Annotated in this window: 12 protein-coding genes; 4 read left to right on the top strand and 8 right to left on the bottom strand. The window is 61.7% G+C overall.

What is annotated here, in order from left to right; translation table 11 throughout:
* Nucleotides 1-414: 414 nt before the first annotated feature.
* The 3 genes from GY725_27010 to GY725_27000 form a co-directional block, all read right to left on the bottom strand.
* Nucleotides 415-951 carry a GNAT family N-acetyltransferase gene (locus GY725_27010; GenBank protein ID MCP4007850.1) on the bottom strand — a complete coding sequence of 179 codons (537 nt, stop codon included), beginning with the start codon at nucleotides 949-951 and terminating at the stop codon, nucleotides 415-417.
* 200 nt (nucleotides 952-1,151) lie between these two features.
* Nucleotides 1,152-1,748, bottom strand: a complete 597-nt coding sequence (locus GY725_27005; GenBank protein MCP4007849.1) for a histidine phosphatase family protein — start codon at nucleotides 1,746-1,748, stop codon at nucleotides 1,152-1,154.
* 32 nt (nucleotides 1,749-1,780) lie between these two features.
* The gene (locus GY725_27000; GenBank protein MCP4007848.1) at nucleotides 1,781-2,224 is read right to left on the bottom strand and encodes a GFA family protein; all 444 of its coding nucleotides are present in this window, start codon (nucleotides 2,222-2,224) and stop codon (nucleotides 1,781-1,783) included.
* A 276-nt stretch (nucleotides 2,225-2,500) separates the two neighbouring features.
* Here GY725_27000 and GY725_26995 point away from each other — a divergent pair, with 276 nt between their 5' ends.
* Nucleotides 2,501-4,108, top strand: a complete 1,608-nt coding sequence (locus GY725_26995) for a DNA polymerase Y family protein (GenBank protein MCP4007847.1) — start codon at nucleotides 2,501-2,503, stop codon at nucleotides 4,106-4,108.
* A gap of 171 nt (nucleotides 4,109-4,279) precedes the next feature.
* Here GY725_26995 and GY725_26990 read toward each other — a convergent pair whose 3' ends face one another.
* Nucleotides 4,280-4,837, bottom strand: a complete 558-nt coding sequence (locus GY725_26990) for a dCTP deaminase (protein ID MCP4007846.1) — start codon at nucleotides 4,835-4,837, stop codon at nucleotides 4,280-4,282.
* A gap of 119 nt (nucleotides 4,838-4,956) precedes the next feature.
* On the opposite strand from GY725_26990, the gene GY725_26985 reads away from it, so the two are divergent.
* Entirely contained in the window at nucleotides 4,957-5,382 is a 426-nt protein-coding gene (locus GY725_26985) for a nitroreductase family deazaflavin-dependent oxidoreductase (protein ID MCP4007845.1), read from the top strand.
* Nucleotides 5,383-5,391: 9 nt separating this feature from the next.
* Here the strand turns inward: GY725_26985 and GY725_26980 are convergent, their stop codons facing one another.
* Complete coding sequence (locus tag GY725_26980; GenBank protein ID MCP4007844.1) at nucleotides 5,392-6,219, bottom strand: hypothetical protein; 828 nt, start codon at nucleotides 6,217-6,219, stop codon at nucleotides 5,392-5,394.
* Nucleotides 6,220-6,690: 471 nt separating this feature from the next.
* On the opposite strand from GY725_26980, the gene GY725_26975 reads away from it, so the two are divergent.
* On the top strand, nucleotides 6,691-8,094 hold the full coding sequence (locus tag GY725_26975; GenBank protein ID MCP4007843.1) for a wax ester/triacylglycerol synthase family O-acyltransferase: 1,404 nt from the start codon (nucleotides 6,691-6,693) through the stop codon (nucleotides 8,092-8,094).
* Between the two features lie 61 nt (nucleotides 8,095-8,155).
* On the opposite strand, the gene GY725_26970 is transcribed toward GY725_26975, so the two are convergent.
* The 3 genes from GY725_26970 to GY725_26960 all read right to left on the bottom strand — a co-directional run bounded on the left by GY725_26970 (nucleotide 8,156) and on the right by GY725_26960 (nucleotide 9,772).
* Complete coding sequence (locus GY725_26970; GenBank protein ID MCP4007842.1) at nucleotides 8,156-8,599, bottom strand: hypothetical protein; 444 nt, start codon at nucleotides 8,597-8,599, stop codon at nucleotides 8,156-8,158.
* A 54-nt stretch (nucleotides 8,600-8,653) separates the two neighbouring features.
* Nucleotides 8,654-9,067, bottom strand: a complete 414-nt coding sequence (locus tag GY725_26965) for a GFA family protein (protein MCP4007841.1) — start codon at nucleotides 9,065-9,067, stop codon at nucleotides 8,654-8,656.
* 63 nt (nucleotides 9,068-9,130) lie between these two features.
* Nucleotides 9,131-9,772, bottom strand: a complete 642-nt coding sequence (locus GY725_26960; protein ID MCP4007840.1) for a carbonic anhydrase — start codon at nucleotides 9,770-9,772, stop codon at nucleotides 9,131-9,133.
* Nucleotides 9,773-9,932: 160 nt separating this feature from the next.
* On the opposite strand from GY725_26960, the gene dnaE reads away from it, so the two are divergent.
* Complete coding sequence (dnaE, locus tag GY725_26955) at nucleotides 9,933-13,025, top strand: DNA polymerase III subunit alpha (GenBank protein ID MCP4007839.1); 3,093 nt, start codon at nucleotides 9,933-9,935, stop codon at nucleotides 13,023-13,025.
* Nucleotides 13,026-13,067 lie beyond the last annotated feature (42 nt).

The following is a 13,067-nucleotide window of genomic DNA, read 5'->3' as shown; positions in this document are numbered from 1 at the left end:
GACAGACTTGACCTGACCCCTGAGCCCTGAGCCGAGGCCATGTCGAATCCCGGTGCTCGGAGCGGGAACGAAGATGGCAAGGAAGCGGCATACGGCAGAGCCGATCATCGCGAAGCTGCGAGAAGCCGAAGTGGCACAGGCCAAGGCTCAGCTATTGTGGCGCCGCTTCAAGTCTCCGTACTCACGACCGCGCAGCTTCACGCTGCGCCCGCAAGGAACCTCTTCGTAATCAGCAGGGCGAAGCGACTTCATTCGCTTCAGTTTACCCTTCCGGGTTTGCAGTATCGATGGAATCCCTGGTTCCAGTAACACGGGAGAATCCGACGGCGCCTTTTGCTGGAGGCGGGAGAGCACTGTTTCGAACGGACCGGTGCCCTCGCGGCACTCCGTCGACAGCGAAAAGAAGCGCCTGAATCACGGATCGGGCTGGTCGCTCCGAATGAACGAATACACGACTGTGTCGTGGGATTCGCCATACAGGAGAAGTCGTCTGCGCGCGACCCCCTCCCGCTCTGCACCGGCTTTCTCCGCAACCCTCTGGCTGGCCCGATTTCCAAGAGCGACCACGATTTCCATGCGCACCAGATCGGTATTCTCGAAACCCCAGTCGCGCACTTCTAGAGTGGCCGCCGTGGCAATGCCCTTCCCCATCTGCGAAGTGCGCACCCAGTAGCCGAGATTCGCTCGCTTGTTCGACAGATCGACGCCATTGAGACCGCACGCTCCAAGCAGGAGTTCGTTCGTGTCGAATACTGCGAACTCGTAACTGGTGCCTTCCTGCCGACCTCTGATCGTCGCTTCCAAAAAAGCCCGGGTTTCCTTTGGGCCGTAGTCGGGTACGCACCAGGGCATCCAAGGACGCAGTTCGGCGGCGGACTCCAAGATCGCCTCCTCGAGTGCCTGCGCGTAGTCGAACTTCCACGGCCGTATTCTCAGATCACTGCTGGGCACGATCGTCCTTCTCCCGCTTCTCCCGCTTCTCCCGGCCGGGTGAAGCTCCGGATCACCATCTAGCTTGCTGGCGTGGCCTGAACAGATGAACGCAGCGCTCGCCTGGCATTCACGGATATCCAGCTGGTCAGAAGAGTGTCGAAAATCAGTACGGCAATCGAGAGGAAACCGGCCAGAAAACCGAGTACCGCGCCGGAAGTTCAGGCCTCCGGGTCGATCGGCTGCCAGCCGTGCAAGAGCTCTTCGCTGTGACGCAGGAAAGCAAAATAGTTGCCGCCGTTGCCGCCCGGCTGATCGCGTTCTCGCGCGATCTCCCAGCCAGAAAGTTCACAGAGCAGGAGTGTGCTCACGCCACCGTGCGAGACGATCGCGATATGCCCCCCGGATGGGTCAGCCGCGCTCAAGCCGCGGACCGCAGCGAGCATCCGCTCCTGGGCGGCCCGCGCGGTCTCCCAGCCGCAAATCGATTCGTCGGGCCTGGCGAAGAACGCGTTCGCTGTTTCTTCAAATTCTTCTGAGGGAAGAAATCCCGTCGCGGATCGATCGTTCTCTCCCAACTCGGCCAGGGCTCGTGCTTCCAGATCCAGATGCGCCGCAAGAAGCGCCGCTCCGTCGAGCGACTTCTGTTCGGTGCTCGAGTAGACGGCCGTTACATCGTTGATCCACTCGGCGCCCAGCAACGCGCGCATTCGCTCCAGTCCACGTTCCGATAGCGGCCAGCGCGGAACCGGTGCCCGCGGGTCCATGACGACGTCGGGATGCGTGATGACGTAGACGCGTCGCTCGCACTCTCGCATGACTCAGACGATCGCGTCGCTTCTGAAGTGGATCACGAGGGATCGTCCGACTCGGTGATCGGTTCGAGTCCCGTCTCTCCGCCGAGTCGCGGCAAGCCGTCGTTCGCGTCGACCCACGGCACTCGGTCGTCGTAGTACACGTGGATCTGCGGTTCGCGATCGATCGGACCCTCCATGTTGGCGAGTGGAATATCAATATGATCCGGAGTCAATCCGGTCACGCAGAACAGCGAACTGCCGCAACGACTGCAGAACGAACGCGTTCCGTGATCGGAAGAGGCGAACTTCACCAGTTCGTCTTTGCCTTCGTCAATCGACAGTTGTTGCTCCGGTACGGCAAACCAGGTGACGAAGCCAGCTCCGTGATTCCGACGGCACATCGAGCAATGGCAATGTCCGCAGAACGAACTCGGCAGCTTTACTGTAAAGCGCACGGCCCCGCAGAGGCAGGCTCCCGACTGAGTGGCAATCGACATGGAGGACTCCGATTGGAGGCGACCCGCTGGCGGACACGCGGGCGCGGTATTTTTTTAGGGGGGGGACGTGAAACGAGTCTACCGGAGTGCTTGCAGGTCGAAAATCGGACTTGACGAGTAGGCGAAATAAAGGCGAAACTACCGTCGGAGAGTTCAGGCAGAAAGGCCGGCGCCAATCCCCCCGACTCTCCACTCCCCGCACCAGCGAGTTCCGTAGAAGTTTGCGCGCATCCCGGTCCTTCCCTGGCCAGAGGTTCATTCACAGGGAATTTCTAATTGTCCGCGGCACGCAAGACAACTCGCTCCATTTCGAAACGCACGCAGGCCAATCCCGGTCGCGTCGCGTGTCTGTTGATTCCCGACCTTCCGCTGGCGGCGGCGCTGCGCAGCGAGCCCGAACTGCGCGGCAAGCCGCTGGCAATTCTCGAAGTGCGCCCGGATCGGCGACACAATCGCGCACCTGCCATTGTCGCCGGCTGGATGCGCGGCATGACCGTCACACAGGCGCGCGCGGTACAACCCGATCTCGAGGTCCGCGCACTCTCGATCGAAGGCGTGCACTCGGCGCACCAGGCCCTGGTCGACGTGGCCAGCTCGGTCACGCCCGGCGTCATGGACGCAACACTCGGCCTGGTGTTTCTCGACCTCGACGGAACGCAGGCCCTGTTTCCATCCGAGCGCGGTCTGCTCACGGCACTCGAAGCGCGACTCGCAGACGTGGGGCTCGAAGCTGCGCGACTCGGCATCGGGTCCACGCGCGGCGTCGCCGCTCTTGCAGCGCGCCATCGCGGTGGCGGACACATCGTTTCACATGCAAAGGCCCAGGAGTTTCTGGATCCGCTTCCGCTCGATCTGCTCGATCCATCCGAAGAGCTGATCGATCGACTCTGGCGCTGGGGGGTGCGAACACTCGGTGAGCTGGCGCGCATCGCACGACCTGCGCTGGGAGCGCGCCTGGGGGAAGAGGGTGTGGCGCTCGCACGCCGAGCACGCGGCGAAGACCTGACGCCGTTTCAGCCTTCCCCACCCAGGATGCGCTTCGAGGAATCACTCGAGTCGGATTTCCCCGTCGGCAATCTCGAGACACTTTCATTCCTGTTGCGCAGCGTGCTCGATCGCCTGTCGCGACGACTGCGCATACGTGCGCTCGCCGCGCGCGAACTCTTGCTCGAACTCACGCTCGAAAGCGGTCGCACCTCCGCTCGCGAAGTAAAGCTGGCCGCACCCACACTCGAAGTCCACGTGCTGACCTCATTGGTACGGCTCTCACTCGAAAGCGATCCGCCGCCCGAACCCGTCGAATGCGCACGCGTAGTCGCCACGCCGGGAAACATCGAAACGGCGCAACTCGATCTTTTCATGCCTCCCCTGCCCGCACCCGCCGAACTCGCGATGACCGTTGCGCGCATCGAATCGCTCTGCGGTCAGGGCACGATCGGCGCACCGGGTCTACAGGACACGCACCAACCTGACGCCGCGCGCATGGAAACGTTCCGCCTCGAACACGAAAAGGCACGCGCCCAGGACTACGAGGCATTGAGTCACTCGGGCACTTCGCAGGCACGCGACGCGTCCTGGAGTGAAGCACCGTCGCTTTCCCCACGCGCCACGATCGCCCTGCGCGCGCTTCGCCCCCCACGCATGGTGCGCGTGCGCGCAGATGAACAACCCGAACACATCGGCCCACTGCACGAGCCCGGCCTCAGCATCGCGGGCGGTGTAGTGCGCCAGTGCGCCGGTCCCTGGCGCCTGTTCGGCGAGTGGTGGGGCGAAAGCCGTTTCGCACGTGACTACTACGACGTAGAACTGTCCGACGAGGGCCTCTATCGCCTGTACCACAACCTGGAAGACAACTCCTGGTACATAGATGGAATCTACGACTGAGACGCCAGCAGTTTCTCCAGAAAGACCCTGGACTCCTCGAAACCCTCCTCGACATACAGAGACCGCGCGACGGATCGTAATCGCGGATCTCCACCACACACAGCCTTTCGCGAAGCGACACCGAGCCGTTCAATCGAGACGGATCTCGTCTGCACTTCGGACTAGGTCGGACTAGGTCACTCGAGGAAGCGTGATCCCGGACTGGCCCTGGTACTTTCCCCGACGATCGGAGTAGCTCGTCTCGCAACGTTGTTCGCCGCGAAAGAAGAGAACCTGCGCGATTCCCTCACCCGCGTAGACCCGGGCCGGAAGCGGAGTCGTGTTGGAGATCTCGAGCGTCACCGTGCCTTCCCAACCCGGCTCGAATGGCGTCACGTTCACGATGATCCCGCAACGAGCGTAGGTGCTCTTGCCCACACAGATCGTCAGGACGTCTTCGGGAATACGAAAGTACTCGACCGTCCGTGCGAGTGCGAACGAGTTCGGGGGAACCACGCAGACATCCCCCTTGATGTCGACGAACGCGTCTTCGCGGAAGTTCTTCGGATCGACGATCGAACTATTGACGTTCGTGAAGACCTTGAACTCGGGGCCGACGCGAACATCGTATCCGTAACTCGAAAGACCGTAGCTCACGATTCCGTCGCCTTCGCAGCGCTCGACGAATGGTTCGATCATACCGTGCTCCAGCGATTGCTCGCGGATCCAGCGGTCGCATTGAATGCTCACGTACTGCCCTCCTCAGATGCGGCCCGACGCATCGGGCTCCCCTCAGTGCTCCCGACCCAGAGTATAACGGGCTCTTTCCTCTCACTCCCTGTCCCCGATGACTGCGATATGCTCCTGGTATGCAGAAATCGATCATCGCCGCCGCCCTGCTACTACTCACCTGTGGAAGTGGGGCGATCGAAGGTGAGGCTGAGCCGAATCCGAAGAATTGGATCTTCAGCCGCGCGGAGCGCAGGGTGACTCTCGAGCTGCGCCCCGCCAATCCCTACACGGTGCGCGTGCGTTTCGCCGATCAGGGTCCGCATCTCTACTTCGAAGTCGAGAGTGCCAACGACGAGGCCTGGGTGGCCGATCTGCGCGCCGAACCCGGTGTGCGCATTGCGATCGGCAAGCGTGTCTTCGCCGTGCGTGCCCAGGAGATCGACGACCCGGACGAGCGCCTGCGCGCCTACAGTCGGCTCTGGTGGAAGCGCCACGATGCCGACCCGCCGCCCAATCTTCGGCCGGAAGACGACACTGCCTATTTCCGGCTCGACCCCCGCTAGCGCAGGCGCCTACGAACTCCGCAGACGAGACGCGACCAACCCGGCGAGCAGCATTGCCAGAAGCAACCCGTAACGCCCGGACAGAACAGGAATCAGTGCCGGCGCGGCCGTCGTGTCGAGACGCACGTCATCGAAATCGACTTCGAGATCCGAGGCGGGGTGGTTGGGGTCGGCGATGTTCAGGTTGACCAGACGGATCCCGAGGGGCAGACCGAGCTGCGCGTGAGTCGTGCCGGTGGTGAGTTCGAGCGTCGTATTCGCGAATTCACCTTCAGGGATCGTGCCCGCCAGGCTATTGTCGTCCTGGGCGACGACGACCCCGCCCGCGAGTAGATCGACGCGATACCCGGGAAATCCGTCGAGTGGGAAGACTCCACCGCCAACAGAGGTACCCGAGGCGATGTTGCCGATGCGGACCTGCAATGTGTACAGGGTCTCAGGTTGCAATGTGTCGGCCAGCGTCTGGACCAGTCCCCATTCGCCCTGGCCTCCAGTGCCAGAATAGCTGAACGCGATTCCGACTCTCTGACCTTCAGGAGCGCCATCGGGAAAGAACGTGTACACGCCGGGAGCACCGATCGGATCGGGCTCGACGGGCGTGAGCGTCCCTATGAAGTAGGTGGGGCCGGCACCACCGTCGGTCACGCCATTGGGGTCGTAAAGATCCCACCCACTAAAGGGTCCGAAGGTAAACTCGTTCGAGAGTGTTTCGCCGGAAATGTCCTCGAATCCGGAGTTGACGAGCGCGAGCGGCGCTGCACCGGCATAGGAGGAGATCCATCCAGATCCGCCCGCACTGAGCGTGAGAAGGAGAAAGAAACGAAGCTGTGTTGCCACTGCGAAGGGCTTTCGCAATGCGGAAACCCGCCTAACGCATGGCTGCGTACCCGATCCCAGAGTTCGTGTCCCGGCTTCTACCTGCACCAGGACAGTCTGGACGGCTCCGCTTGCAGTTGCAACGAATTCCCCACAGTACTTCTCGTGTCTGCTCGTCGAACTGCGCAGCGCCGACCCCGAGCGCTACCCGATCCAACGCTTGCTCAGGCGCCTCTCGACCAGGCTAGGCTAGCCAGGTCGCCGGGGGCAGGACTTCTCTCGGCCGATGAGGAGAAATTCCAACTTCCTGTAGTTCTGATCCAGCCTGGGAAAAAATGACGCACTTCTGTGGGTGACTCGCTTCAAGACCCGCTAAAGCGCCTTCGAATCCGGTACGCGCATTGCACTCTGGTCAACGGGTTCTTGTTTCCCCAAGTCCAACGTGGCGCTCCGACGACCTTCCCGAGGCGGTCACGTTAGGAGGACCAGGCGGTGGCGTATACACACTACGACCGGTTGACTGCACTCGATTCGGCCTTCCTCGACCTGGAGACTCCGGGTGTGCACATGCACGTGGGCTCCGTGGGGATCTTCGATCCTGGGCCCCTGGCCGACGAAGAAGGCGGGCTCGATTTCGAGCGGGTCCTGGTTCTCACCGAGGCCGGGCTCGCGCGCACACCGCGTTTTCGCCAGAAGCTCGCACGCGCGCCGATTTCGGGGCATCCCGTGTGGGTCGACGACGCGCACTTCAATCTGACCTACCACGTTCGTCACACCGCCCTCCCGCTTCCCGGTACGGAGCGACAGCTCAAGCGACTGGCGGGACGCATCATGTCGCAGAAGCTGGAGCGAGAGAAGCCGCTCTGGGAACTCTGGTTCGTCGAGGGTCTGGAGAACGGACGACTTGCCGTCATATCCAAAGTGCATCACAGCCTGATCGATGGAGTTTCAGGTGTGGATCTGCTTTCGGCTTTCATGGGAATCGACGAGGAGTACCGCGCCGAGCGCAGCCACTCGCGTTGGATGCCGCGACCCGTACCCGGCCCTCTGGCACTTCTGGGTGGTGAACTCCGACGGCGCGCGTCGATCCCCGGGCGGGCGCTCTCCGGTGCTGTCAATGCACTTCGCAATCCCGGGCAGACGTACGACGAGGTCTCGCACGCAGTCTCGGGATTCGTCGAGGGACTGGGGAAAGCCATCACTCCCGCCTCGGATACGCCTTTCAATGTCCCAATCGGCCCGCACCGACGCTTCGACTGGACTCGCTTCGACCTTGGCATCGTTCGGGAGGTGAAGGACAAAGCCGGTGCGACGATCAACGACGTCGTCCTCGCGTGCGTCGCCGGTGGTGTGCGCCGCTTCCTCTCAGACCGCGGTGTAGCTCTGGATGGCATCGACTTCCGTGCCTTCATCCCCGTGAGCACCCGTTCCGACGAGGAACACGGCAAGCTCGGGAATCGCGTCTCGATGCTCTTCGCTTCCCTGCCCGTGGGTGAGGAGGATCCGCAGAAGCGCCTCATGGCGGTTGTAGAAGAAACTCGGGGACTGAAGAACTCCGGTCAGGCCAAAGGCACTGAAATGCTCGAGGAACTCAGCGACTGGACGGCGAGCGGATTGCTCACGAGTTTCACTCGACTGTCCTCGGCTCGTCGCAGCTTCAACCTCGTCGTCACCAACGTCCCGGGACCCCAGTTCCCCATCTACCTGAACGGCGCGCGCATGCTCGGAAGCTATCCGCTGGTACCGCTCTACGAGAACCAGGCGCTGGGGGTCGCGCTCTTCAGCTACGACGGCGGTCTCTACTGGGGCTTCAATGGAGACTGGAACGCAGTACCAGATCTGCACGAGTTCGTACTGGCGATCGAAGAGGAGTTCGAAACCCTTCGCAAACTCTGATTCGAACGGTCGACCCCGGTCGAAACCACCACGGCCTGGGCATCGCGGTGCGGCTTGAAGATCAAGCCTGCGCTGGACGACCGCGGATGGGGTATTGATCCAGTACCGCCTTCAGTCCTCGAATGATGTAGGGCAGGTGATTCTGATCGATGGCGAACGTGAACGAGTGCTCTTTTACGGGGTGCTCGGAAGTGATCTGGATACTGGCCTCGATTCCGCCGATCGAATCGCTCGCTTCGAGTGAAGCTGCGAGATTGGGGCCGGTGGTGCGGAGTCGGGCGACTCCTCGGGACTCCTGGTGGAGTACCTCGCATTCGCCCAGGAATTTCGCGACATCGCCGAGATGGAGAAACGGTCCCTCCGTCTTCACGATCGTTCCGGAGTCGCCGCACTCCGCGCTGACCCGCAGCCTGTTTCCGTCCAAGTAGTCTTGAGAATCAGCAAACTGTCGCCCGCAAACCCAGACCTTGAGCAGGGCCACCATGAAATCGGGATCGCGTTCCATCACACGAGGACCGCAGATCTGGCCGTTTCCGCTCGGGGAAGGATGCCCTGCATGCTATTCCCCGCCCCCTGCGAAGCTGTCGATGTCCAGATCGATCCGGCTCCAGGGCACGACTGACGCAACCCAGTCCTGGCGGGCCGGCTGGACGGCCTTCGGATCGTCGAGGGTGCCGGCTTTTACGTACACCTGGCGCGGATGCGTCGGAGATGCCGTGTAGATGGGAGATCCACATTCCGGGCAGAAGAAGCGCGTGAGCTCATTGCCGCTATCTCCGCGTTTCGTGAGCCCTCTTGGACTGCCACTTGTTATGTGAAACTCGGAGAGATCGAAGCGAACACTGATATTGAAGGCACTACCGGTGCAACGTCGACAATCCTCGCAATGACAGTAACCCGCCGGGCCGACCGAACCGCCGTACTCATAGGTGATCTGGCCGCACAGACAGTATCCGTAGATCTTGCTCGCCATCGTCGTTCCTTCTCCGCCCAGCCGACACCTCAAAATTCAGGATCGGGCCGAAGACTGGCTCGTCTACGACCGCCCGCCAAAAGACTCCGGTACTCCGTCGAAAAAGTCGACGAACCCGGTCTCGAGCGAGTAGTCGGCACCGATGACCAGAAGTCCCGCGGTCTGGATCATTTCCTCCAGAATCTCCGATCCGTGCCGCAGTTGGCTGGCGGATGCGCTGATATTGGCCCGAACCGCCTGACGCTCGAGTTCGTCCGGATCATGCTTGAGTTCTGTCTTCAGCAACGGCTCCAGCGCTGGCCGAATGCGATCGACGATCGAATGTATGTTGCGCGACTGGCTCTCTAGCGACTGCTGAAGTGTTTCCAGAGTGGCCTGAACGGCGCCGCAGCTGGAATGCCCCAGAACCACCACCAGTCGCGTTCCGTACCTCGAAGCGGCGTACTCGACGCTGCCGATCTGGGAAGGCGCCACGATGTTCCCAGCGACCCGGATGACGAACAGATCACCCAGCCCCTGGTCAAGGACGATTTCCGCCGGAACACGCGCGTCGGAACACCCCAGAATGATGGCGAACGGTTCCTTGCTCGCCGCCAGGCCACTGGAATGAGTCTGACTCGTGAATGACTCGTGACCCCGAACGCTCGAGACAAAGCGTTGATTTCCGTCACGCAGGCGTTCGAGAGCTTCAAGTGCGGTGCTCATCGACGCTCCGTGCGAGATCTAGCTGTTTTTCGTTGCAGGCTCATGAACTCGATTCCGAGTTCTTGTTGATACGCGATCTGCGGCAACCAGCCAAGGGCGGTGGTGCGGACGAGTGGTGCTTGACATCAGGGCGAACAAAATACGAAACTCGACTTCCCCGATGCCGCCCTCCCCCTCCCCACCTTACATAGAACTAGGCACTCGCAGCGCCTTCAGCTTTCTCGAATCGAGTTCGCCCCCCGAAGATCTCGTGGAACGCGCGGCCGAACTCGGACACGGCGCGCTGGCGCTGGCGGACGTAAACGGTCTGTACGGGCTCCCGCGCTTTCACAAAAAGGCACGAGAGCTGGGCGTAAGGGCGATCGTCGGCTCGCGCATCGCGCTACTGGGCGCAGGCCAGCGGCGACGCAAGTCAGATCCACCGCCCGAACAGGGCCGCGTCACGCTTTACGTGAAGAACCGCGCCGGCTATCGCAATCTGAGTCGCCTGCTGACGCTGGGACACGGCTCGTTCGAAAAGCCCTGGTGTCGCGTCACGCTCGAGCAACTGCGCGAGCACGCCGACGGACTGCTCGCAGTGGTGCGCAAGCCAGAGATCGCAAAGGATGTCCAGGAGATCTTCGGAGACGAAGCCTTTGCGGAGATCTGGCGACACTGCGATCCGCTGGAAGAGCGTTTGAATCGCAAGCTATTGGCCACGAAACTCCCACCGCTCGCCACCGGTGATGTGCGCCACGCGCGACCCGCCGGGAAACGACTACTGGACGCACTCACCTGCCTGCATCACAAGACGCGACTCGACGAAGCGGGACGTCTGCTCCTGCCCAATGCCGAACGCCACCTGCGCGCTCCCGAACAAATCGCGCAGCGCTTCAGCGACCTGCCCGAGGCGCTGCTCAATACTCTGCGAGTCGCCGAGTCGTGCGACTTCACACTCGAAAATCTGGGCTACACGTTTCCCGATTTTCCGCTCGGACCGGGCGAGACATTGCCCGGCCTGCTGCGAAGTCTGTCGGAACAGGGTGCACGCGAGCGTTACGGCAGCGGGGTTCTTTCGGCGAGGGTGCGCGCGCAACTCGACAAAGAACTCGCCATGATCCGCAAGCTCGAACTCGAGGGCTACTTCCTGATCGTCTGGGACATCGTGCGCGAATGCCGTGCTCGCGGGATCCTGTGTCAGGGACGCGGTTCGGCCGCCAATAGCCTGGTGTGCTACGCGCTCGGCATTACTGCAATCGATCCGGTCGGTTATGAACTGCTGTTCGAACGCTTCCTGTCCGAAGAACGCGGAGAATGGCCCGACATCGACATCGATCTGCCTTCGGGGGATCGCCGCGAGGAAATCCTTCAATACGTCTACCAGACTTACGGTCCGCACGGCGCGGGCATGACGGCCAATGTGATCACCTATCGCCCCAAGAGCGCGGTGCGTGAAATGGGCAAGGTCCTGGGCTTTGCGCCCGAACAGATCGACCGCCTGGCCAGGCTCTTGTCGCGCCACGAATTCATCGACGATCGCGAAGCACTCGAGGAACAGATCAGGAATGCGCGCGTGAATCCGGACGCTCCGCGCGTGCGCCAACTGGTGCGTCTGATACACGAGATCCAGAATCTGCCACGCCATCTGGGTCAACACTCCGGTGGCATGGTAATCGCGCGCGGGCGACTCGACGAAGTCGTTCCAGTCGAACCGGCACGCATGGCCAACCGCACGGTTATCCAGTGGGACAAAGACGATTGCGCGGATCTGGGCATCATCAAGATCGATCTACTCGGCCTGGGAATGATGGCGGTGCTCGAGGATGTGATTCCACTAGTGCGCACGCACGACGGTGCCGACGTCGACCTGGCGAAGATTCCACCGGACGATCCCAAGACGTTTGAGTGGCTGCAACGTGCCGACACGATGGGCGTGTTCCAGGTAGAAAGCCGCGCCCAGATGGCAACGCTCCCGCGCATGAAACCGCGCACCTTCTACGATCTGGTAGTAGAGGTCGCCATCATCCGTCCGGGCCCGATCTCCGGCGATATGGTGCGCCCCTATCTCAAGAGACGCGCGGGCCGCGAACCCGTCACCTATGCGCATCCTTCACTCGAACCGATTCTGAAGCGCACGCTGGGCGTTCCGCTGTTCCAGGAGCAACTCCTGCGCATGGCCATGGATATCTCGGGATTCAGTGGTGGAGAAGCCGAAGAACTGCGCCGCGCCATGGGCTTCAAGCGCTCGGTCGAACGCATGGGCGCGATCATGGAACGCTTGCGAGCGGGCATGAGCGAGCGCGGCATTGGCCTCGAAGCGCAGGACGAGATCGAACGCCATATCGGATCGTTCGCACTCTACGGTTTTCCCGAGAGTCACGCCGCCAGCTTCGCATTGCTCGCATACGCATCGGCCTATATCCGGGCACACCACTTCGAGTGCTTTCTCACAGCCATGCTCAACAACTATCCACTGGGCTTCTACAGTCCGGCTTCGCTGGTCAAAGACGCCCAGCATCACGGCGTGCGCATGCTTCCGATCGATGTTCAGGAAAGCGACTGGTTGTGTCACATCACCGACGACAAGAAAGTGCGCCTGGGTTTGCGCTATGTCGACGGATTGCGTGCAGATGCGGGTGAGCGCATTGCAGCAGAGTCGCCATTCGAATCCATCGGCGATCTCGCACATCGCGCACAGTTGCATCGCGACGAACTCGAGTGCCTGTCCGAAGTCGGCGCCTGTGCCAGCCTCGGACTCGAACGACGCGAAGCCTTGTGGCAGATCGCTGCACTCCAGGGCGGACTGCTATCCGGCGCCACATCCGACACGCCCTCTCCGCTCACACCCATGACGAAGTACGAAGAAACCCTGGCAGACTATCGAGGATCCGGCCTGACTACGGGCGAGCATCTGATGTCGCACTTCCGCGAGCAACTGAAGGCTCGCGGCGTACTGACTGCGCGCGAACTGCGTTCGGTTCCCGACGGTCGCTGGGCCAGGATCGCGGGCGCAGTCATCGTCCGCCAACGCCCGGGCACGGCTAAAGGATTTCTTTTCATCACGCTCGAAGACGAGACGGGCACTTCGAATGCGGTCGTCCTGCCCGATCTGTTTCATCAGAACCGCCGCCTGATCCAGAGTGCGGGTCTCCTGCTGATCGAGGGCTCGGTACAGAATCAAGAAGGCGTGATCCACGTAAAGGCGAGGCGCTTCGAACGACTCGATCGCGAAGACAACACCACGCGCATGCCCCCTTCACATGACTTCCGCTGAGAACCGCGCAGGAAAGAGGCCCGGACCGCGACTTGCGCTGAA

The sequence above is a fragment of the bacterium genome (assembly GCA_024226335.1).
Classification (GTDB): domain Bacteria; phylum Myxococcota_A; class UBA9160; order SZUA-336; family SZUA-336; genus JAAELY01.
This window is presented reverse-complemented; position numbering and strand designations above follow the sequence as displayed.